The organism is Casimicrobium huifangae (assembly GCF_009746125.1).
Taxonomy (GTDB): Bacteria; Pseudomonadota; Gammaproteobacteria; order Burkholderiales; family Casimicrobiaceae; genus Casimicrobium; species Casimicrobium huifangae.
Map to the genome: position 1 here is coordinate 3,643,321 of NZ_CP041352.1, position 23,217 is coordinate 3,666,537.

At 64.7% G+C, this 23,217-nt stretch carries 6 protein-coding genes; 2 read left to right on the forward strand and 4 right to left on the reverse strand.

Annotation, left to right across the window (positions count from 1 at the left end):
- Window positions 1–151 precede the first annotated feature (151 nt).
- Together FKL89_RS16500 and FKL89_RS16505 are read left to right on the forward strand one after the other, a co-directional pair.
- Window positions 152–646, forward strand: a complete 495-nt coding sequence (locus FKL89_RS16500) for a TRAP transporter small permease (RefSeq protein WP_156863832.1) — start codon at window positions 152–154, stop codon at window positions 644–646.
- A gap of 12 nt (window positions 647–658) precedes the next feature.
- Window positions 659–2,134: a TRAP transporter large permease gene (locus FKL89_RS16505; protein WP_156863833.1), complete on the forward strand. Its 1,476-nt coding sequence runs from the start codon at window positions 659–661 to the stop codon at window positions 2,132–2,134.
- A gap of 160 nt (window positions 2,135–2,294) precedes the next feature.
- Here FKL89_RS16505 and FKL89_RS16510 read toward each other — a convergent pair whose 3' ends face one another.
- The 4 genes from FKL89_RS16510 to FKL89_RS16525 all read right to left on the reverse strand — a co-directional run bounded on the left by FKL89_RS16510 (window position 2,295) and on the right by FKL89_RS16525 (window position 22,832).
- Window positions 2,295–2,885: a GNAT family N-acetyltransferase gene (locus tag FKL89_RS16510; RefSeq protein ID WP_162527555.1), complete on the reverse strand. Its 591-nt coding sequence runs from the start codon at window positions 2,883–2,885 to the stop codon at window positions 2,295–2,297.
- A protein-coding gene (prfB, locus tag FKL89_RS16515) for a peptide chain release factor 2 (RefSeq protein WP_337786217.1) occupies window positions 2,885–4,022 on the reverse strand; the annotation gives its coding sequence in 2 pieces (ribosomal slippage) (window positions 2,885–3,946 and window positions 3,948–4,022; 1,137 coding nt in all). Before prfB ends, FKL89_RS16510 begins: the two co-directional genes overlap by 1 nt.
- Window positions 4,023–4,173: 151 nt before the next feature.
- Window positions 4,174–12,351 carry a beta strand repeat-containing protein gene (locus tag FKL89_RS16520; RefSeq protein WP_156863836.1) on the reverse strand — a complete coding sequence of 2,726 codons (8,178 nt, stop codon included), beginning with the start codon at window positions 12,349–12,351 and terminating at the stop codon, window positions 4,174–4,176.
- Window positions 12,352–12,365: 14 nt separating this feature from the next.
- Complete coding sequence (locus FKL89_RS16525; RefSeq protein ID WP_162527556.1) at window positions 12,366–22,832, reverse strand: beta strand repeat-containing protein; 10,467 nt, start codon at window positions 22,830–22,832, stop codon at window positions 12,366–12,368.
- Window positions 22,833–23,217: the final 385 nt, after the last annotated feature.

A 23,217-nucleotide genomic window follows, 5' to 3' on the forward strand; every position in this document is an offset into this window, starting at 1 on the left:
CGGGTCGAAGCAACGTTAGAAGCCCGTCCGTGCGGGCCGATTGCGAACATGAAGCCCGCCCGTGCGGGCTTCGTGCTTTTCGGAACGCATCGGCCTCGATGCAGTCAACCCGACAGCCAGCGCTTCTTACAATCAGGCAAAAGGGGAGATCATGAAACAAATGTTTCTGCGCCTGGAGCGTGCGACGACGGCGCTGTCGATGTATTTCGCCTGTGCCATGCTGGCGATGGCGGCTGGGCTCGGTGTGTTTCAGATTCTCACGCGATTCGTGCTGGAAAAGCCCGCCGAGTGGACCGAAGTGCTGATCCGCTTCTCGCTGATCTGGATGGTGTTCATGGGCATCCCGATGGCGTTTCGCCAGGGCGCGATGGTGAGCGTGGATGTGCTTTACCGCTGGGCCAGTGATCGCCACAAGCGGGTGCTGGATGCGGTAGTGATGCTGGCGTCACTGCTGCTGATCGCGGTGATCATCATTGTCGGTTGGGACTATTCGCAGCGCGGCCGCGTGCAGACGATCATTGGCCTCGAAGACTATTCAATGTTCTGGGCCTACATTGCGATGCCGGTGGGCGGGCTGTTTGCCGTGCTGGGCATTGTCGGCAATTTCCTCGACCCGAAGCGGCTCGAGCTCGAAACCGCACAATAGGACGCGCACACCTTGTCTACCGCCATGCTCATCACGATGGTGCTGTGCTTTGCACTCACCATCTCGGTCGCCGTATCCATCGGGCTCGCTGCCGTGTTCGGCATTTACATCGGGAACGTCAACATGCTGGTGTCGGTGAAGGAGATGTTCTCCTCCATCAACAAGTTCCCGCTGGCCGCGATTCCGTTCTTCATCCTCGCCGGTAACCTGATGGAGACCGGCGGCATCTCGCGGCGCCTGGTTAACTTTGCCAAGAGCATCGTCGGCGGCGTGCAGGGCGGCCTGCCGATGACCTGCGTGCTGACCTGCATGATCTTCGCTGCGGTATCAGGATCGTCAGTAGCAACCACCTTCGCCATCGGCGCCATTCTCATTCCGGCGCTGATCAAGCACGGCTACCCGACCAACTGGGCTGCTGCGCTGCAGGCAACCAGCGCCGAGCTGGGCGTGATCATCCCGCCGTCGATTCCGATGATCCTCTACGGTGTGTCGGCCGAAATTTCGATTGGTGAGCTGTTCATCGCGGGCTTTGGGCCCGGCTTTCTGATTGGCGGCGGACTGATGCTCTATGTCTACCTCCTCTGCAAACGCAAAGGCTGGGGCAAGCAGGATGGCGACGGCAAGCTGCCGTTGTCTTCTGCGTTCGCCGATTTCGCGCTGATTGGTGGTGGCATCGCGCTGCTGGTGCTGGGCAACAAGGTTGTCGGTCCGGCGCTGTTCGGCACCGGTCATGACGAGCAGTCGTTTGACCGCTACACGGATATGGTGGGCGTCGTGATGTTCACGCTTTACTTCATTGTCCTTTCGCTGATTCCGAAGCTGCGCGCCAGCCTCAATGGCCGCGCTGCCTATGCGCTGATGATGCCGGTGATCATCCTCGGCGGCATCTACGGTGGTGTGTTCACGCCGACCGAGGCTTCGGCGGTGGCCGTGGTCTACGCGCTGTTCGTCGGCATGGTGGTGTACCGCGAGATTGGCCTGCGCGACCTGCTGCCGATTTTTCGCAAGAGCACGCTGTCGTCGTCGGTGATCATGTTCATCATTGCCAACGCCGGGCTATTTGCCTATCTGATCACCCGCGCGGGTGTGCCGGACGCGATCGGGCATTTCCTCAAGGAATGGTTGCAGAGCCCGATGCTGTTTCTGCTCGGCGTCAACGCCGCGTTGTTTGTGATTGGCATGTTCATCGAAACCAGCGCCGCGATCATCGTACTGGCGCCAATTCTGGCGCCGGTCGCCGTGCACTTTGGCATCGATCCGGTGCACTTTGGCATCGTGATGGTGGTCAATCTCGCACTGGGCATGATCACGCCGCCGTTCGGGGTGAACCTGTTCGCCGCCTGCACGGTGGCCCGGATCTCGCTCGACCGCATCATTACGCAACTGGTGCCGTTCGTGCTGGTGGTGCTGACCTGTCTGATGGTGATCACGTATGTGCCGCAGATTTCGCTGTTCCTGCGTGACGTGGTTTACGCGAAGGGCGGTTAGTCGCGGGGGAGAAAGAGCGATTGCCAGTGCCTGCGGGTCATTGGCTTTGTGCGAAGAGCCGCATTCGCACGGGGCTCGCTGGGCGGAAACAGGAAATATCGACTTTAGACGATTTGCTGCTTTGAGCCCAGTTCGGATGGGCTTTTTCGCAGTAAGCTGATCACCCTGTGACCCACTCCCTGGCCAGCATCGCGTAGACAAAGGTGTCGCGCACCACGCCATGATGATCGCGGCATTCGCCACGCAGATGCGCCTCGCGCGTGAATCCGGCGCGCTCGGCTGCGCGCCAGCTTGCCTCGTTGAGCACGTCAATCGTGCCCCAGACGCGGTTGGCGCCAATGTGCTCAAACGCAAGCTCGCAGCAAAGACGGATCGCCTCAGTCGCGATACCCTGACCGCGTGCGCTCTTGCGCAGGAACCAGCCGATTTCCAGTGACGGCACTTTCCAGTCGAAACCGTGAAAACCGGTACCGCCGTACAAGGTCTGCTCGTCCTTCGAGAAGATGCCCATGATCAACGCGTCGCGGGTAAGCCATTTGCCGGCCATGTTGCGCACGTAGGATTCGGCCTCGTCTGCTGTTCTGTGCTGGCTTGCCGGCCATGCCATCCAGCGATCAAGGTCGGTGCGGTCTTCCTCCAGCGCCGCAAAGAAGCGCTCGCCGTCTCCGGGCGCGTACGGTCGCAGAACGACTTTCTCGCCCTCGAGCCGCAGCGGCAAATTGAGTAAGCGCGGATGCTCGATGGCCGGCACTATTCCTCTCCCTTGCCGCCAGCGGCGAGGTCGGCACCAGCCTTCAGCGATGCTTCGATGAAGCCGTCGAGATCGCCGTCAAGGACGGCCCCGGTATTGCCGACTTCGTAGCCGGTACGCAAATCCTTGATACGCGACTGGTCAAGCACGTAGCTGCGGATCTGGTGCCCCCAGCCGATGTCGCTCTTGGTGTCTTCCAGTTTCTGCTGCGCCTCCATGCGTTTGCGCAGTTCGTGCTCGTAGAGGCGCGAGCGCAGGCGCTTCCATGCCACATCGCGGTTGGTGTGCTGGCTGCGGCCGTCCTGGCATTGCACGACGATGCCCGTCGGGATGTGCGTCAGGCGGACGGCAGAGTCGGTCTTGTTGATGTGCTGGCCACCAGCTCCGCTGGCACGGAAGGTATCGGTGCGCACGTCGGCGGGATTGATGTCGATCTCGATGGAATCGTCAACTTCGGGGTAGACGAATACCGATGCAAATGATGTATGCCGGCGCGCGTTGCTGTCGAACGGACTCTTGCGAACAAGACGATGGATACCCGTCTCGGTGCGCAGATAGCCGTAGGCATAGTCGCCGGAAATCTTGATCGAGGCGCTTTTGAGACCGGCGACGTCGCCCTCCGACTCGTCCTGCACCTCTACTTTGAAGCCCTTGCGCTCACCGTACCGGCAATACATGCGGAACAGCATCTGTGCCCAGTCCTGCGCCTCGGTGCCGCCGGAGCCAGCGTTGATGTCGAGGAAGCAGTTTGACTCGTCCTGCTCACCGGAGAACATACGCTTGAACTCAAGATCAGCGAGGATGGCCGTGATCTTGTCAACGTCTGCCTTCAGGCTCAGCAGCGTTGCTTCATCACCCTCCATCTCGGCAAGTTCGAGCAACTCGGCAGCCCCCTGGGACTCGGTCGTAAGTCTGCTGATGTTCTCGATCACGCCATCGATCAGGCGTTTTTCGCGGCCCAGCTCTCGGGCACGATTGGCATCGTCCCAGACCTTCGGATCTTCGAGCTCCGCGTTCAGTTCAAGCAGGCGTTGCGACTTTTTGTCGTACTCAAAGTAACCCCCGAAGTTCGTCTACCTTGCCGCGCGCAGAAGCGATGGCGGGTTTGAGTTGGCTGATGAGATCTTCGACGGTCATGATCGGTGCTGCTTTACGGCAGGGCGGTTCTTTGAGTGATGGATTTTACGTTCGCCCCAATGGAACGACGCTGTGCAAAAAAAAACCGGGCGCGCAGCCCGGTTTTCAAGTGTGTCTCACATGACCCCGAGGGGCCGTGTTTGACCCGCTGCTACTTCGCCGTTTGGCGGCGGCTCAGCGGCAGCAAGCCCGCCACGCCCAGCATCAACATCAGCAACCACCACGGCGTGACCGGAATCTGCTTGGGCTCATCGAGCGCCAGGATAGACAGCGTCACCGTGGACGGATTGTTCACCAGTGTGATCTCCGGATCTGGCGTCCCGACCGTCGAGGTCAAGGTGCCACCGTTCGCCGGCGGAACGAAGGTGACCGTGTAGGTCACGATCGGATTGGTGTTGGCCGGCACATACGGGATGACTGGCCAGGTAACGATGCCGGTGACCGGGTTGTAGACACCACCAGCCGACGGTACCACCAAGGTGCTGCCTGGTGGCAACTGCAGTGTGACCACCGCATTGCCGGCCGGGCTGGGCCCGATGTTGCCCATGGTGACCGTCGCCACAATCGGCTGTCCGGGCGCCGGTGTGGTCGGTGCAATGGTCACTGTGGTCACCAGATCCGCCGGCGCCAGGAGCACCGTGGTCACCACCGGGCCGCCGATGTTGTCGGTGGGATCCGGGTCGATCACATCGCTTGGCGAGACAACGCGGGCACTGTTCTGGAACGTACCCGAGGCCGGCGCAGTGCCCGTAGCCGTAATCGTCACTTGACCGCCTGCCGGGAAGCTTGGCAAGGTCAGGTTGAGATTGCCGACACCTGAGGCTACGCCACAGGTTGCGCCGTAGGCGGCCGCACATGTCCAGCTCAACCCCGACACTGCGGTCGGGAAGGTGTCGGTAATCACCGCGCCATTCGCCGCCGCCGGGCCATTGTTGATGGCCACAATGGTGTAGCGCACCTGACCACCAGGCAGCACCGTCGCGGGACCAATCTTCGAGATGGCAAGATTGGCTACCGGTATCGGCGCCGTAATAACCGCCGTCGTAATGGTGCTGCTGTTGTTGCTCGGATCCGGGTCGGTCAGGCCAGACGGGTTAGCGACCGTCGCCGTGTTGACCAAAGTTGTCGCTGTGCCCGGTGCAGTGCCAGTCACGACATAGCGCAAGCGCCCGTTCATCGGGAATGTCGCGATGATCTGGGTGATGGCATTGCCGCTGCCCGTGGCTGCCGGACAGACCGCTCCACCACCCGCAGTGCAGGTCCACGTCACACCAGTGATGGCACCCGGCACATTGTCGGTAAACAGCGCGCCGTTGGCGGGCGCCGGTCCGGCGTTAACCACATCAATGACGTACCGGATGACACCTGAGGCTGCGACAGCCTGTGTACCAACCTTGGTCACCGCGACGTCCGCCTGCTGCACCGGCGTACCGACGCGTGTTGTGACCGAGCTGGTGTTGTTGCTCGGATCCGAGTCGGAGATGCCTGCGGGCGCAGTGATGGTTACAACGTTCACCAGCGTGCCATTGGCCGGAGCAGTACCCTGAACCGTAATCAGCACACTGCCACCGGACGGGAAGACCGGGATGGCACCGGTGACGCTACTGCCCGTCACGTTCAGCGACACATTGACGCACGGGCTGGTGCCGGCGCCGCCAGTGCCGGTGCATGTTGCGGTGACACCGGTCAAGCCCGCCGGAAGCGTATCGACGAAGGTGGCGCCGTCTGCCGCGGCAAAGCCGTTGTTGATCAACGTGATCGTGTAGACGACCGGACTGCCACCCGGCACACTGGCCGGACCGTTCTTCTGCACAGCCAGATCGGCAACGGTGTTCACCGAGACTGGGGTCACGGAGGGGTTGTTGCCCGCCGTCGGGTCAGTCCCACCGTTGACGTCGTTCGTCGCCCCCGTGCCACCCTGTACCGCAATCAGGCTGCCCGTCGCCGTGAAGCTCACCGTGCAGCTCAGCGTGCCACCCACGGCCACCGTGCCGCTCGGCGAACACGCCGGCGTCGGGTTACCCGGCAGACCCGCTGCGTTCGTTACCTGACAGAACGCGCCCGTCGCCGCCGCATTGCCCACGTTCGTACACGTCACCGTGCACGTCACCGTGGCCCCCGCGTTCGCCGGGTTCGGTACACAGCTCACCGTGCTGGTCATGTCTGCTCCCGCAGATGGACCATTCACCGGCACCACCGTGCTCGAGTCGTTGTTGCTGGTCAGCACCTCGTTGCTCGCGCTGGTCGTCGCCGGCACCGTGATCGATCCCGCCACTGTCGGCGTGAAGCTCACCGTGCAGGCCAGCGTGCCGCCAGGCGCGACGTTCGCGCTCGGCGAGCAGCTCGCCACCGGCGCCCCCGGCAACCCGCTGGTGTTGATCGAGCAGCTCGCCGCCGTCGCCGTGACCGTGCCGACGTTCTCGCAGATCGCCGTACAGGTGATCGGAGAGCCCACCACCCCTGGCGTCGGCGTGCAGCTTACCGTGCTCACCATGTCCGATCCAGTCGGCGGCGCAATGATCGCGACCGTGTCGGTGCCGTTGTTGTTGCCCAACGCTCCCGACGGCTCGTTCGTCGCGCCCGTCGTCGAGTTCACCGTCACCGTCCCCGGTGCCGTCGCCGTGAAGATCACGTTGCAGCCCAGGCTGCTGCCCGCCGCTACATCCACCGGCGCCGTCGCGTTCGGACACACCACCGTCGCCCCAGCCGGCAAGCTCGCCGCGTTCGTCACCGAACACGTCGCTCCCAGCGCCGTTGCCGAGCCCACGTTGGTACAGGTCACCGCACAGGAAACCGTCGCCCCAACCGTCGCCGGATCCGGCGTACAGACCACCGTGCTGGCCATGTCGGCCTGCGTACCTACCGTGACCGTGGCCGTGGCGTTGTCGCACGCCGCAGGCGTCACCGCCGGATTGGCGCAGATCGTGTACGGCACCGTGTACGTGCCCGGTGTGGTGTTCGCTGCCACCGTGATGGTGCCGTTGGCGTTCATCACGATGCTGCCTGTCGCCGGCGGCGTGCTGACCGTTCCCGGTGTCAGCGTGACGTTGGCCGACGGCGTGAGCGCTGCCCCGGCAACACCCACCGTGTCGTTGCCCAGCACCGACGTCGCCGTCGTGCCACCCGCGACACCACCAATACTGCCCAGGTTGTCGTTCACCGCGTCAATGATGGCCACCGAGCCATTGCTGCCGTTGTTGCCAGTCACCGTCTCGTTGCTCGCACCCGTCGTGCCCGTGACCGCCACCGCCGTCTCCGGCGTGTCGCCACCTCCCGCCGTGCCCGGCATCACGATCGTGACCGGACAGGTCAGCGTGGCGCCTACCGGCAAACTGGCCGCCGTGCCCGCACTCGCCACACAGGCCCCCGTGCTGACACCCACTCCACTGGCCACACAGGTGGCGCTCGTCGCCACTGCCGGCCCGTTGTTGGTACACACAATGCTGCCCGTGACCGTGCTGCCCGGCGCCGCTACCGCCGGCACCGTGATGGCGCTGACCATGTCGGCACTGGTGTCAGAGACCACGATCGTGACGATCGCGGTGTCACATGCCGTCGGTACCGCCTGCGCGCAGATCTGGTATTGCACCGTGTAGCTGCCCGGCGCCGTGCCGGCCGGAACCACGACCTGGTTGCTGCCGTTGATGCTGGCTCCAGGCAATGTGGTGCCCGGTCCCACAACAATGGTCGGCGCCGTAATGCCACCGGCTCCCACCGTCGGGTTGCTCGTGCCTCCCAGCTGGTCGTTGGTGAGGATGGCGACCGTGCCGCCCGCTGTCGAGCCCACTCCACCCGTGTCATTCACCGCGTCAATGATGGCCACCGAGCCATTGCTGCCGTTGTTGCCAGTCACCGTCTCGTTGCTCGCACCCGTCGTGCCCGTGACCGCCACCGCCGTCTCCGGCGTGTCGCCACCTCCCGCCGTGCCCGGCATCACGATCGTGACCGGACAGGTCAGCGTGGCGCCTACCGGCAAACTGGCCGCCGTGCCCGCACTCGCCACACAGGCCCCCGTGCTGACACCCACTCCACTGGCCACACAGGTGGCGCTCGTCGCCACTGCCGGCCCGTTGTTGGTACACACAATGCTGCCCGTGACCGTGCTGCCCGGCGCCGCTACCGCCGGCACCGTGATGGCGCTGACCATGTCGGCACTGGTGTCAGAGACCACGATCGTGACGATCGCGGTGTCACATGCCGTCGGTACCGCCTGCGCGCAGATCTGGTATTGCACCGTGTAGCTGCCCGGCGCCGTGCCGGCCGGAACCACGACCTGGTTGCTGCCGTTGATGCTGGCTCCAGGCAATGTGGTGCCCGGTCCCACAACAATGGTCGGCGCCGTAATGCCACCGGCTCCCACCGTCGGGTTGCTCGTGCCTCCCAGCTGGTCGTTGGTGAGGATGGCGACCGTGCCGCCCGCTGTCGAGCCCACTCCACCCGTGTCATTCACCGCGTCAATGATGGCGGCACTGCCAGTGGCCGTGTTGTTGCCCGTGTTGCCGTCGTTGCTGGCGTTGGTGCTGCCCGTGAAGGTGACTGCCGTGGCCACCACATCGCTGCTCGGCGGGTTGGCCGGTGCGCTGTAGTCGAACGTGCAGCTGATGCTGTTGCCTACATCAACGGCGGTCGGCGGCGTCGGCGTGCACACCACGTTGCTCACCGTGCCCACATCGGCGCTCGGGGCGCAGCTTGCTGCTGTCGCCGTCGATTGGCCAACGTTGGTACAGGTCAGCGTCAGGCCCGTGTAGCTCTGCCCCGGTGCCACTACTGTCGGCAGGTTGCTGAACGTGGCCGCCATGTCTGCCGCCGCGTTCACCGAGACTGGGGTCACGGAGGGGTTGTTGCCCGCCGTCGGGTCAGTCCCACCGTTGACGTCGTTCGTCGCCCCCGTGCCACCCTGTACCGCAATCAGGCTGCCCGTCGCCGTGAAGCTCACCGTGCAGCTCAGCGTGCCACCCACGGCCACCGTGCCGCTCGGCGAACACGCCGGCGTCGGGTTACCCGGCAGACCCGCTGCGTTCGTTACCTGACAGAACGCGCCCGTCGCCGCCGCATTGCCCACGTTCGTACACGTCACCGTGCACGTCACCGTGGCCCCCGCGTTCGCCGGGTTCGGTACACAGCTCACCGTGCTGGTCATGTCTGCTCCCGCAGATGGACCATTCACCGGCACCACCGTGCTCGAGTCGTTGTTGCTGGTCAGCACCTCGTTGCTCGCGCTGGTCGTCGCCGGCACCGTGATCGATCCCGCCACTGTCGGCGTGAAGCTCACCGTGCAGGCCAGCGTGCCGCCAGGCGCGACGTTCGCGCTCGGCGAGCAGCTCGCCACCGGCGCCCCCGGCAACCCGCTGGTGTTGATCGAGCAGCTCGCCGCCGTCGCCGTGACCGTGCCGACGTTCTCGCAGATCGCCGTACAGGTGATCGGAGAGCCCACCACCCCTGGCGTCGGCGTGCAGCTTACCGTGCTCACCATGTCCGATCCAGTCGGCGGCGCAATGATCGCGACCGTGTCGGTGCCGTTGTTGTTGCCCAACGCTCCCGACGGCTCGTTCGTCGCGCCCGTCGTCGAGTTCACCGTCACCGTCCCCGGTGCCGTCGCCGTGAAGATCACGTTGCAGCCCAGGCTGCTGCCCGCCGCTACATCCACCGGCGCCGTCGCGTTCGGACACACCACCGTCGCCCCAGCCGGCAAGCTCGCCGCGTTCGTCACCGAACACGTCGCTCCCAGCGCTGTCACGGTGCTGACGTTGGTACAGGTCACCGCACAGGAGACCGTCGCCCCAACCGTCGCCGGATCCGGCGTACAGACCACCGTGCTGGCCATGTCGGCCGCATCGGCCACCGTAACAGTGCTGGTACAGCGGGCGGGCAGCGGTGCCACGCACGCGGGATCGCCGCTGGTCACATTTGCCGTGTTGGTAACACTACCGGTCACCGTCTTCGTCGCACTCAACGTGACTACGGTTTCGTTGTTGGTCAGCGCTGCAACTCCCGCCGACTTGGTGCAGGTAATGCTGGCAGGTCCGGTAGTTGTGCCCGGTGTGCAAGTCCAGCCGGAGCCATTGACGAGACCGGTAATGCTGATCCCGGCCGGCACCGCGTCAACGATGCTGGTGTTGGAGGCGGATCCGACAGGGCCGGTGTTGCTGACCACGATGGTGTAAGTGAAGCTGGTGCCAGCGGCACCGCTCGCCACGCTGGCGGACTTGTTCACGACCAGATTGGGTTGGCTCGCATCAGTGACGGTGACCGTGCTGGTGCAGCGCGCCGGCAATGGCGCCACGCAGGCTGGATCGCCGCTGGTGACGGTCGCAGTGTTGGCCACGCTGCCCGTAGATGTTTTGGTGGCATTCAGCGTCACCACAGGCTCATTGCTGACCCCAGCGCCAACACCTGCGGCCTTGGTGCAACTGATCGTCGCCGGACCGCTTGCAGTCGTGGGCGTGCAGTTCCATCCCGCTCCTGCGGCGAGACCCGTGATATTGACCCCGGCCGGCACCTGATCGGTAACTACGGTGCCGGCGCTGGAAGCTGCCGTTCCGGCGTTGCTCACCACAATCGTGTAGGTAAAGGTGCCGTTGGCCGGCGCGCTTGCAACGCTTGCCGTCTTGGTGACGGTGAGTTGGGGAGCATTAACCGGCGTAGTCACCGTGCCGGAACAGCGCGCCGCCGCCGGACAGGTGCTGTCGCCACCACCGCTCGCCGTCGCCGTGTTCGTCACTGACGGCGTCGCCGCCAGCGTCGGTGTCACCGGAATCACGAAACTCGTGCTACCACCAGCCGCCAAGCCTGCAGCCACTGTGCAGGTGACCGTCTGCCCCGCTGCAGTGCAACCCGCTGGCAAGGTGCCAATCGTCAGCCCGGTTGGGATGGTGTCGGTGATCGTGGTCACCGCCGTCGTCGCTGCCGTACCCGTGTTGCTCAGTTGCAGTGTGTAACTGGCTGGTACACCGACTACAAACGATGCCGCGCTTGCGGTCTTCGTTACCGTCAGTTGCGGTGCATTCAACGGTGTCGTCGTCGTTGAGCTGCAACGCGCTGCCGCCGGACAGCCCGGATCACCACCGCCGCTGACCGTGGCTGTGTTCACCACCGGATTGCCCGCAGACAGCGTTGCCGTCACCGGTATCACGAAGCTCGCCGAGCCATTTACCGCCAGACCAGCGGCTACCGTGCAGGTCACCGTCTGTCCCGCCGACGAACAACCCGCCGGCAACGTCCCGATGGTCAAACCCGCCGGGATCGTGTCCGTGATCGTGCTCACCGCTGTCGTCGCCGCATTACCCGTGTTCTGCACCGCAAGCGTGTAGCTATTCGGAACCCCTACGACCAGCGGCGAACTGCCTACCGTCTTCGTGACCGTGAGCGCGGGCAGACTTTCATCTACCGTCGCCGTCGCAGAGCAGCGCACAGGCGGGGTCGTCGCTGTACATGCCGGATCACCACTGGTCACCGTGGCCAGATTGGTCACGCTACCACTGCCGGTCTTGGTGGCATTGAGCGTGACAACAGTTTCGTTGGTAGCGCCAATTGCAACGCCAGCAGCCTTGGTACATGAAATAGTCGCTGGCCCCACCGCTGAAGTCGGTGTGCAGACCCAACCGCTCCCGTTGACCAGACTGTTGATAGTCACCCCGGAAGGCACAGTGTCGGTGATGACCGTACCCTGCCGGCTGGCACCAGGGCCGCCGTTGCTGACGCGCAGGGTGTAGGTGTAGGTGTCGCCACTCGACGCTGTCGTCACGCTGGCGACCTTGGCGACTGATAGTGTCGGAACTGGAGTAATTTCCAGCTCCGGCTGCAGGTTGTCATTGCCCGTTGCATTCTCGAATGCCCCGAAATTGGCAATCAACTGAACGTTGATGTTGGTCAGCTCCGGGCCGGCTGTGAGCGCGTTTGCGTTGTAGGTTAGGCGAATCTGCCCACCCAACAGCGCACCAATGGCAACGTTGTTGATGCCACGCCAGCAATCATCATCGGTCGGTCCGGGTGGAGTCCAGGTGAATGAGCTTGCCAGAGGTCCGAACGGCGCCCCTGCCGACGTGTAGTAGTTAAACGCGGGACAAATCGCCAGTTCGATGGAATTCGCAGGAATTGGCGTACTTCCGGAGTTGACGAAGGTAAAGCGCAACTCCGACGTCGTTCCGATCGGCGTGCGTATCGGGAAAAACGCCGCCGTGGAAAGCGCCGGTTCCGCGAACTGGGCATGTGCGGAGACACCCGACAGCGCGCCGGCAAGCACTACAACACTGGAAGCCAGATACTTGCGGGCGGCGACACCCGTGTGGGCAATCAATCGTGTGATCAGCATGGTGGCATTGTTTTTCATGTTCTGGCCCGCCCTTATCGCTGCACCGAGGTCAGCAGCACAACAACGTTGTTGTTGGTGCGCAACTCGCCGCCTGAGTTAGCCTGAATGTTTACCGTGATCGCGCCCTTGCCTCCCGGGTCTCGCGCGGTCGTCTGAATCACAATGCGTCGCCGCCCATTGGCAGGAACCGTTAGCGGAACGCCAGGCGTCGCATCCTTGAGAGTGAATACGAGGCCGACACCGTTGTCGAACGCGGTCCAGTTGACGTTGTCCACCGCCGGGCTACCCGACAGCGTCGTCGCATTGGTCTGGGTCGGGTTGAACACGTAGTCATCAAACGCAACACCCTGTGGCTGTGGCACAAAGAACGTTACCGGCCCTGCAGTCGTTACTCCGTTGATCTCATTGATGTTGATGATCACTTCCCGCGTCTGACCAACCGTGTACGACGTGCTGCCGAAAGTGAACGTCGGCGTCAAATCTGGCGCGGCTCCCGCCGTCACCGTCAACACCGCCGTGTCGCAGATCGTCGTGTTCGGCGCCGGTGCACACACGCTGTACGTCACCGTGCAGCTCGCGCCCGTCGTCCCCGGGTAGGTGAAGTTCGCCACAGCGCCCGTCATCGTCCCCGCCGGCACACACGTCGTCGCCGTCTGCGTGAACGTCGAGCCCACCGGGAATTTGTCATTGGTCGAGACGTTGAACGTCCCCGCCTGCCCAGGCTGACCCGTGCTCGCGTCATTCACCGCGTCAATCACCGGGTTCGTCGTCGTCCCCGAGCAGTTCGTGCAGGTCGGATCTCCGCCACCCGTCACCGTCGCCGTGTTCACCGTCGGGTTCGCCGCATTCGCCGCCACCGCCACCGGTACCGTGATCACCACCGGACCATTGGTGCCCGAGGCTACCGTGCAGCCCGCCAGACTCGTCGCACCACTGGCCGGACAGCCACTCAAGCTCCCGCCCGTCGCCGTGATCGCTCCGTTGGTGCTGACCCCTGCCGGCAATACGTCACTGACGTTGATCGCCGCCGTCGTCGGCCCATTGGCCACACTGATCGTGATCGTGTAGACCTGACCCGTGCCACCCACCACCAGCACCGCCGGTGTGGCGCTCTTCGTCACCGTCAGCGCCGGCGCGGCTCCCGCCGTCACCGTCAACACCGCCGTGTCGCAGATCGTCGTGTTCGGCGCCGGTGCGCACACGCTGTACGTCACCGTGCAGCTCGCGCCCGTCGTCCCCGGGTAGGTGAAGTTCGCCACAGCGCCCGTCATCGTCCCCGCCGGCACACACGTCGTCGCCGTCTGCGTGAACGTCGAGCCCACCGGGAATTTGTCATTGGTCGAGACGTTGAACGTCCCCGCCTGCCCAGGCTGACCCGTGCTCGCGTCATTCACCGCGTCAATCACCGGGTTCGTCGTCGTCCCCGAGCAGTTCGTGCAGGTCGGATCCCCGCCACCCGTCACCGTCGCCGTGTTCACCGTCGGGTTCGCCGCATTCGCCGCCACCGCCACCGGTACCGTGATCACCACCGGACCATTGGTGCCCGAGGCTACCGTGCAGCCCGCCAGACTCGTCGCACCACTGGCCGGACAGCCACTCAAGCTCCCGCCCGTCGCCGTGATCGCTCCGTTGGTGCTGACCCCTGCCGGCAATACGTCACTGACGTTGATCGCCGCCGTCGTCGGCCCATTGGCCACACTGATCGTGATCGTGTAGACCTGACCCGTGCCACCCACCACCAGCACCGCCGGTGTGGCGCTCTTCGTCACCGTCAGCGCCGGCGCGGCTCCCGCCGTCACCGTCAACACCGCCGTGTCGCAGATCGTCGTGTTCGGCGCCGGTGCACACACTCTGTACGTCACCGTGCAGCTCGCGCCCGTCGTCCCCGGGTAGGTGAAGTTCGCCACAGCGCCCGTCATCGTCCCCGCCGGCACACACGTCGTCGCCGTCTGCGTGAACGTCGAGCCCACCGGGAATTTGTCATTGGTCGAGACGTTGAACGTCCCCGCCTGCCCAGGCTGACCCGTGCTCGCGTCATTCACCGCGTCAATCACCGGGTTCGTCGTCGTCCCCGAGCAGTTCGTGCAGGTCGGATCTCCGCCACCCGTCACCGTCGCCGTGTTCACCGTCGGGTTCGCCGCATTCGCCGCCACCGCCACCGGTACCGTGATCACCACCGGGCCATTGGTGCCCGAGGCTACCGTGCAGCCCGCCAGACTCGTCGCACCACTGGCCGGACAGCCACTCAAGCTCCCGCCCGTCGCCGTGATCGCTCCGTTGGTGCTGACCCCTGCCGGCAATACGTCACTGACGTTGATCGCCGCCGTCGTCGGCCCATTGGCCACACTGATCGTGATCGTGTAGACCTGACCCGTGCCACCCACCACCAGCACCGCCGGGGTCGCGCTCTTCGTTACCGTCAGCGCCGGCGCGGCTCCCGCCGTCACCGTCAACACCGCCGTGTCGCAGATCGTCGTGTTCGGCGCCGGTGCACACACTCTGTACGTCACCGTGCAGCTCGCGCCCGTCGTCCCCGGGTAGGTGAAGTTCGCCACAGCGCCCGTCATCGTCCCCGCCGGCACACACGTCGTCGCCGTCTGCGTGAACGTCGAGCCCACCGGGAATTTGTCATTGGTCGAGACGTTGAACGTCCCCGCCTGCCCAGGCTGACCCGTGCTCGCGTCATTCACCGCGTCAATCACCGGGTTCGTCGTCGTCCCCGAGCAGTTCGTGCAGGTCGGATCTCCGCCACCCGTCACCGTCGCCGTGTTCACCGTCGGGTTCGCCGCATTCGCCGCCACCGCCACCGGTACCGTGATCACCACCGGGCCATTGGTGCCCGAGGCTACCGTGCAGCCCGCCAGACTCGTCGCACCACTGGCCGGACAGCCACTCAAGCTCCCGCCCGTCGCCGTGATCGCTCCGTTGGTGCTGACCCCTGCCGGCAATACGTCACTGACGTTGATCGCCGCCGTCGTCGGCCCATTGGCCACACTGATCGTGATCGTGTAGACCTGACCCGTGCCACCCACCACCAGCACCGCCGGTGTGGCGCTCTTCGTCACCGTCAGCGCCGGCGCGGCTCCCGCCGTCACCGTCAACACCGCCGTGTCGCAGATCGTCGTGTTCGGCGCCGGTGCGCACACGCTGTACGTCACCGTGCAGCTCGCGCCCGTCGTCCCCGGGTAGGTGAAGTTCGCCACAGCGCCCGTCATCGTCCCCGCCGGCACACACGTCGTCGCCGTCTGCGTGAACGTCGAGCCCACCGGGAATTTGTCATTGGTCGAGACGTTGAACGTCCCCGCCTGCCCAGGCTGACCCGTGCTCGCGTCATTCACCGCGTCAATCACCGGGTTCGTCGTCGTCCCCGAGCAGTTCGTGCAGGTCGGATCTCCGCCACCCGTCACCGTCGCCGTGTTCACCGTCGGGTTCGCCGCATTCGCCGCCACCGCCACCGGTACCGTGATCACCACCGGACCATTGGTGCCCGAGGCTACCGTGCAGCCCGCCAGACTCGTCGCACCACTGGCCGGACAGCCACTCAAGCTCCCGCCCGTCGCCGTGATCGCTCCGTTGGTGCTGACCCCTGCCGGCAATACGTCACTGACGTTGATCGCCGCCGTCGTCGGCCCATTGGCCACACTGATCGTGATCGTGTAGACCTGACCCGTGCCACCCACCACCAGCACCGCCGGTGTGGCGCTCTTCGTCACCGTCAGCGCCGGCGCGGCTCCCGCCGTCACCGTCAACACCGCCGTGTCGCAGATCGTCGTGTTCGGCGCCGGTGCGCACACGCTGTACGTCACCGTGCAGCTCGCGCCCGTCGTCCCCGGGTAGGTGAAGTTCGCCACAGCGCCCGTCATCGTCCCCGCCGGCACACACGTCGTCGCCGTCTGCGTGAACGTCGAGCCCACCGGGAATTTGTCATTGGTCGAGACGTTGAACGTCCCCGCCTGCCCAGGCTGACCCGTGCTCGCGTCATTCACCGCGTCAATCACCGGGTTCGTCGTCGTCCCCGAGCAGTTCGTGCAGGTCGGATCTCCGCCACCCGTCACCGTCGCCGTGTTCACCGTCGGGTTCGCCGCATTCGCCGCCACCGCCACCGGTACCGTGATCACCACCGGGCCATTGGTGCCCGAGGCTACCGTGCAGCCCGCCAGACTCGTCGCACCACTGGCCGGACAGCCACTCAAGCTCCCGCCCGTCGCCGTGATCGCTCCGTTGGTGCTGACCCCTGCCGGCAATACGTCACTGACGTTGATCGCCGCCGTCGTCGGCCCATTGGCCACACTGATCGTGATCGTGTAGACCTGACCCGTGCCACCCACCACCAGCACCGCCGGGGTCGCGCTCTTCGTTACCGTCAGCGCCGGCGCGGCTCCCGCCGTCACCGTCAACACCGCCGTGTCGCAGATCGTCGTGTTCGGCGCCGGTGCACACACTCTGTACGTCACCGTGCAGCTCGCGCCCGTCGTCCCCGGGTAGGTGAAGTTCGCCACAGCGCCCGTCATCGTCCCCGCCGGCACACACGTCGTCGCCGTCTGCGTGAACGTCGAGCCCACCGGGAATTTGTCATTGGTCGAGACGTTGAACGTCCCCGCCTGCCCAGGCTGACCCGTGCTCGCGTCATTCACCGCGTCAATCACCGGGTTCGTCGTCGTCCCCGAGCAGTTCGTGCAGGTCGGATCTCCGCCACCCGTCACCGTCGCCGTGTTCACCGTCGGGTTCGCCGCATTCGCCGCCACCGCCACCGGTACCGTGATCACCACCGGACCATTGGTGCCCGAGGCTACCGTGCAGCCCGCCAGACTCGTCGCACCACTGGCCGGACAGCCACTCAAGCTCCCGCCCGTCGCCGTGATCGCTCCGTTGGTGCTGACCCCTGCCGGCAATACGTCACTGACGTTGATCGCCGCCGTCGTCGGCCCATTGGCCACACTGATCGTGATCGTGTAGACCTGACCCGTGCCACCCACCACCAGCACCGCCGGTGTGGCGCTCTTCGTCACCGTCAGCGCCGGCGCGGCTCCCGCCGTCACCGTCAACACCGCCGTGTCGCAGATCGTCGTGTTCGGCGCCGGTGCGCACACGCTGTACGTCACCGTGCAGCTCGCGCCCGTCGTCCCCGGGTAGGTGAAGTTCGCCACAGCGCCCGTCATCGTCCCCGCCGGCACACACGTCGTCGCCGTCTGCGTGAACGTCGAGCCCACCGGGAATTTGTCATTGGTCGAGACGTTGAACGTCCCCGCCTGCCCAGGCTGACCCGTGCTCGCGTCATTCACCGCGTCAATCACCGGGTTCGTCGTCGTCCCCGAGCAGTTCGTGCAGGTCGGATCCCCGCCACCCGTCACCGTCGCCGTGTTCACCGTCGGGTTCGCCGCATTCGCCGCCACCGCCACCGGTACCGTGATCACCACCGGACCATTGGTGCCCGAGGCTACCGTGCAGCCCGCCAGACTCGTCGCACCACTGGCCGGACAGCCACTCAAGCTCCCGCCCGTCGCCGTGATCGCTCCGTTGGTGCTGACCCCTGCCGGCAATACGTCACTGACGTTGATCGCCGCCGTCGTCGGCCCATTGGCCACACTGATCGTGATCGTGTAGACCTGACCCGTGCCACCCACCACCAGCACCGCCGGTGTGGCGCTCTTCGTCACCGTCAGCGCCGGCGCGGCTCCCGCCGTCACCGTCAACACCGCCGTGTCGCAGATCGTCGTGTTCGGCGCCGGTGCACACACTCTGTACGTCACCGTGCAGCTCGCGCCCGTCGTCCCCGGGTAGGTGAAGTTCGCCACAGCGCCCGTCATCGTCCCCGCCGGCACACACGTCGTCGCCGTCTGCGTGAACGTCGAGCCCACCGGGAATTTGTCATTGGTCGAGACGTTGAACGTCCCCGCCTGCCCAGGCTGACCCGTGCTCGCGTCATTCACCGCGTCAATCACCGGGTTCGTCGTCGTCCCCGAGCAGTTCGTGCAGGTCGGATCTCCGCCACCCGTCACCGTCGCCGTGTTCACCGTCGGGTTCGCCGCATTCGCCGCCACCGCCACCGGTACCGTGATCACCACCGGGCCATTGGTGCCCGAGGCTACCGTGCAGCCCGCCAGACTCGTCGCACCACTGGCCGGACAGCCACTCAAGCTCCCGCCCGTCGCCGTGATCGCTCCGTTGGTGCTGACCCCTGCCGGCAATACGTCACTGACGTTGATCGCCGCCGTCGTCGGCCCATTGGCCACACTGATCGTGATCGTGTAGACCTGACCCGTGCCACCCACCACCAGCACCGCCGGGGTCGCGCTCTTCGTTACCGTCAGCGCCGGCGCGGCTCCCGCCGTCACCGTCAACACCGCCGTGTCGCAGATCGTCGTGTTCGGCGCCGGTGCACACACTCTGTACGTCACCGTGCAGCTCGCGCCCGTCGTCCCCGGGTAGGTGAAGTTCGCCACAGCGCCCGTCATCGTCCCCGCCGGCACACACGTCGTCGCCGTCTGCGTGAACGTCGAGCCCACCGGGAATTTGTCATTGGTCGAGACGTTGAACGTCCCCGCCTGCCCAGGCTGACCCGTGCTCGCGTCATTCACCGCGTCAATCACCGGGTTCGTCGTCGTCCCCGAGCAGTTCGTGCAGGTCGGATCCCCGCCACCCGTCACCGTCGCCGTGTTCACCGTCGGGTTCGCCGCATTCGCCGCCACCGCCACCGGTACCGTGATCACCACCGGACCATTGGTGCCCGAGGCTACCGTGCAGCCCGCCAGACTCGTCGCACCACTGGCCGGACAGCCACTCAAGCTCCCGCCCGTCGCCGTGATCGCTCCGTTGGTGCTGACCCCTGCCGGCAATACGTCACTGACGTTGATCGCCGCCGTCGTCGGCCCATTGGCCACACTGATCGTGATCGTGTAGACCTGACCCGTGCCACCCACCACCAGCACCGCCGGTGTGGCGCTCTTCGTCACCGTCAGCGCCGGCGCGGCTCCCGCCGTCACCGTCAACACCGCCGTGTCGCAGATCGTCGTGTTCGGCGCCGGTGCACACACTCTGTACGTCACCGTGCAGCTCGCGCCCGTCGTCCCCGGGTAGGTGAAGTTCGCCACAGCGCCCGTCATCGTCCCCGCCGGCACACACGTCGTCGCCGTCTGCGTGAACGTCGAGCCCACCGGGAATTTGTCATTGGTCGAGACGTTGAACGTCCCCGCCTGCCCAGGCTGACCCGTGCTCGCGTCATTCACCGCGTCAATCACCGGGTTCGTCGTCGTCCCCGAGCAGTTCGTGCAGGTCGGATCTCCGCCACCCGTCACCGTCGCCGTGTTCACCGTCGGGTTCGCCGCATTCGCCGCCACCGCCACCGGTACCGTGATCACCACCGGACCATTGGTGCCCGAGGCTACCGTGCAGCCCGCCAGACTCGTCGCACCACTGGCCGGACAGCCACTCAAGCTCCCGCCCGTCGCCGTGATCGCTCCGTTGGTGCTGACCCCTGCCGGCAATACGTCACTGACGTTGATCGCCGCCGTCGTCGGCCCATTGGCCACACTGATCGTGATCGTGTAGACCTGACCCGTGCCACCCACCACCAGCACCGCCGGTGTGGCGCTCTTCGTCACCGTCAGCGCCGGCGCGGCTCCCGCCGTCACCGTCAACACCGCCGTGTCGCAGATCGTCGTGTTCGGCGCCGGTGCACACACTCTGTACGTCACCGTGCAGCTCGCGCCCGTCGTCCCCGGGTAGGTGAAGTTCGCCACAGCGCCCGTCATCGTCCCCGCCGGCACACACGTCGTCGCCGTCTGCGTGAACGTCGAGCCCACCGGGAATTTGTCATTGGTCGAGACGTTGAACGTCCCCGCCTGCCCAGGCTGACCCGTGCTCGCGTCATTGACCGCATCAATCACCGGGTTCGTCGTCGTCCCCGAGCAGTTCGTGCCCGTACAGTTCGGATCCCCGCCACCGGTCACCGTCGCCGTGTTCACCGTCGGGTTCGCCGCATTCGCCGCCACCGCCACCGGTACCGTGATCACTACCGGGCCATTGGTGCCCGAGGCTACCGTGCAGGCCGCCAGACTCGTCGCCCCACTCCCCGGACAGCCACTCAAGGTGCCGCCCGTCGCCGTGATCGCTCCGTTGGTCGTGACCCCTGCCGGCAATACGTCACTGACGTTGATCGCCGCCGTCGTCGGCCCATTGGCCACATTAATCGTGATCGTGTACACCTGACCCGTCGCACCTACCACCAGCACCGCCGGCGTCGCGCTCTTGGTTACCGTCAGCGCCGGGGGTGAATTGACCGTCAGATTGGCGGTAGCAGCTGCTGCGTTGTTACCAACGCTCGTCTGCAAAGCACCTGCAGCAATGGTGTTGGTTACCGTTCCCGGTGTGCTGCTCGTCACGTTCGCCGTGATCGTGCAAGTCCCGGGTGCGCCCGAAGGTATCGTGGACCCGGATGCGTAGGTCACCGTTGTGCCGCCCGCAACCCCAGATTTGGCCCCCGCACAGGTACCACCGAAGGTCGCATTCGCCAGTGTGACCCCCGACGGCAGTGTGTCCACCAACGCTGCAGAAAGAGTAGCCGCGACCGCGTTGTTGTTACTCAGCGTAATCGTCAGTACGCTGGTGCCTCCCGAGACAATCGTCGCCGGTGCGAAAGCCTTTGCGACCGACGGCGCATTCGCCGTGACAGTCAAGTTGGCTGTCGCCGCCGCTGCGTTGTTGCCATTACTGGTTTGCAAAGCCCCCGCAGCAATGGTGTTGGTGACAGTGCCCACGGTGCTGCTGGTCACGTTTGCTGTAATGGTGCATGAGCCAGGAGCCCCGCCCGGGATCGTAGCTCCCGACGCATACGTGACAGTCGCACCACCCGCAACCCCGGACTTGGTGCCGGTACAGGTACCCCCGAAGGTCGCATTCGCCAGCGTGACCCCTGCCGGCAACGTATCGACCAAGGCAGCACTCAGAGTGGCTGCAGTGGCATTGTTGTTGGTTAGTGTGATCGTCAGTACGCTGGTCCCACCCACCGCGATGCTCGCCGGCGCGAACGCCTTGGCAACGGTAGGCGCGTTGGCCGCCACCGTCAGATTGGCTGTCGCAGCCGTCGCGTTGTTGCCAAAGTTCGTTTGCAGCGCTCCCGCCGCAATGGTGTTCGTGACCGTTCCCGGCGTGCTGCTCGTTACGTTCGCGGTAATCGTGCAGCTGCCTGGTGCGCCGGCTGGGATCGTCCCGCCCGACGCATAGGTCACAGTGTTCCCACCGGCCACCCCAGATTTGGTACCGGTACAAGTCCCGCCAAACGTAGCATTTGCCAGCGTCACGCCTGCGGGCAATGTGTCGACAAGGTTGGCAGCAAGTGTCGCCACACCCGCGTTGTTGTTGGTGAGAGTGATTGTCAGGACACTGGTACCACCGACACCAATGCTGGTCGGAGCGAACGCCTTGGTTACTGTCGGCGCGTTGGCCGCGATGATGGGGGTGCTTTCAATGCCGCACCCTGCGCCTGAATTCGCGCCGCCGCCGCTGACACCATCGGTCGTACAGGAAGCAATCGTCCCGGTCGTCGTCTCGGCTGCCTTGTTCACGTCGCCGCCGCCAAACACCTTGGCACGATTGGTCAACGTGCCGGATGCGCTCAGCGCGACGGACACCGGTAGTGTGAACGTGTTGCTGGCGCCGGCCGCGAGTCCGGTGGCGCGTGTGCATGTCGCTGTGTCGTTGGTATTGGTGGTTGTCGAGACGACGCAGGCCCACAGTGCGCCGTTGGCACCACCCGGTGTCAGCGGCGAGACAAACGACATGCCTGCCGGCAGGATGTCCTTCATCGTCGTGGTAGCCGTAGTTGCGGCGCCACCATTGTTGGTCACAGTGAATGTGTAGGTGCCGGTCGAGCCTGCGGTGAACGATGCTCCGCCGTCGTCCTTGACCATCGACAGGTCCACGTTCGGTACACAAAAACCGAATTGATTGAAACCGATGTATTGCTGCGTAGGCGTTGCAATGTCCGGTCCGGCAATGAACGAAGCCCCTACCTGATTGACCGGATTTGCAAAATTGGCAGTGACATTACAGGTGGCGTCGGCAGTGCCGCAGCCCGTCAGCGATGTCGCCGTCACCATGTTGCCAGCGACGGTGTGAATCGCGCCATTCCCGACCAATGTCGGGTTGGCCGCAGTCGCCCCATTCAATCCGGTATAGACGAGCCGGTCTTCCCATTGCTGCCCGCCCCCGTTGGGATCACCGTCAACGTCACCGGTAATGAAGCGCAACTTGTTCACAGGCTTGCTGAATGCCATCGTGATGTCGATGGCTTGCCCGGCTGAAACCTGGTCCATATCAATGGACAGCGAGTTATTCATGTTGCCGCGCTGCTGAAGGCTCGGTGAGCCGCCAACCAAATTCGCAGTGGTACCCGTGACCGTGAACGTAATGTTGACCGCACCGGCGCCTGCCCCTGCCGTGTAAGTGCCGGTGAGATTGCCTGCCGTCCAGCTGCCAGCGGGGAACGAAAATGTCGTCAACGTCTCGCCGGCGACACACGCGCTGGACTGCGCATGCACTAAAGCGGCACCAACGAAGGGTGTTAACAAGGCGCCGAACAGCGCCAATCGGAAGAAACGCGCCATTCGTGACCGAATGCCAACCTTTCGCTTCCCGTCGCGTCTCTCGCGTTGCAAGTCAACTGCCGCCGCGCTTGCGTGCCAGCGATCATTTCGCTGCTCACACTTGGTCGGCAACATCAAATCGATGAAGTTCTTCACGAGATCCACCCTGTATCCTCGACTCTAAGTCTCTGGTGACGACTAACCCCAAGCCTTGTCCACGGCCTGTTGGTTGTTATCGGAGTGTACCTGCTTTACGTTGCGAAGCACACCCCTAGCAAAAATAAATACTCAACAAAATCAG

Excerpts from the sequence above, each read along its gene's own strand:
- FKL89_RS16500 (WP_156863832.1), top strand. The coding sequence starts at position 152 with ATGAAACAAATGTTTCTGCGCCTGGAGCGTGCGACGACGGCGCTGTCG.
- FKL89_RS16520 (WP_156863836.1), bottom strand. The coding sequence starts at position 12,351 with ATGAAAAACAATGCCACCATGCTGATCACACGATTGATTGCCCACACG.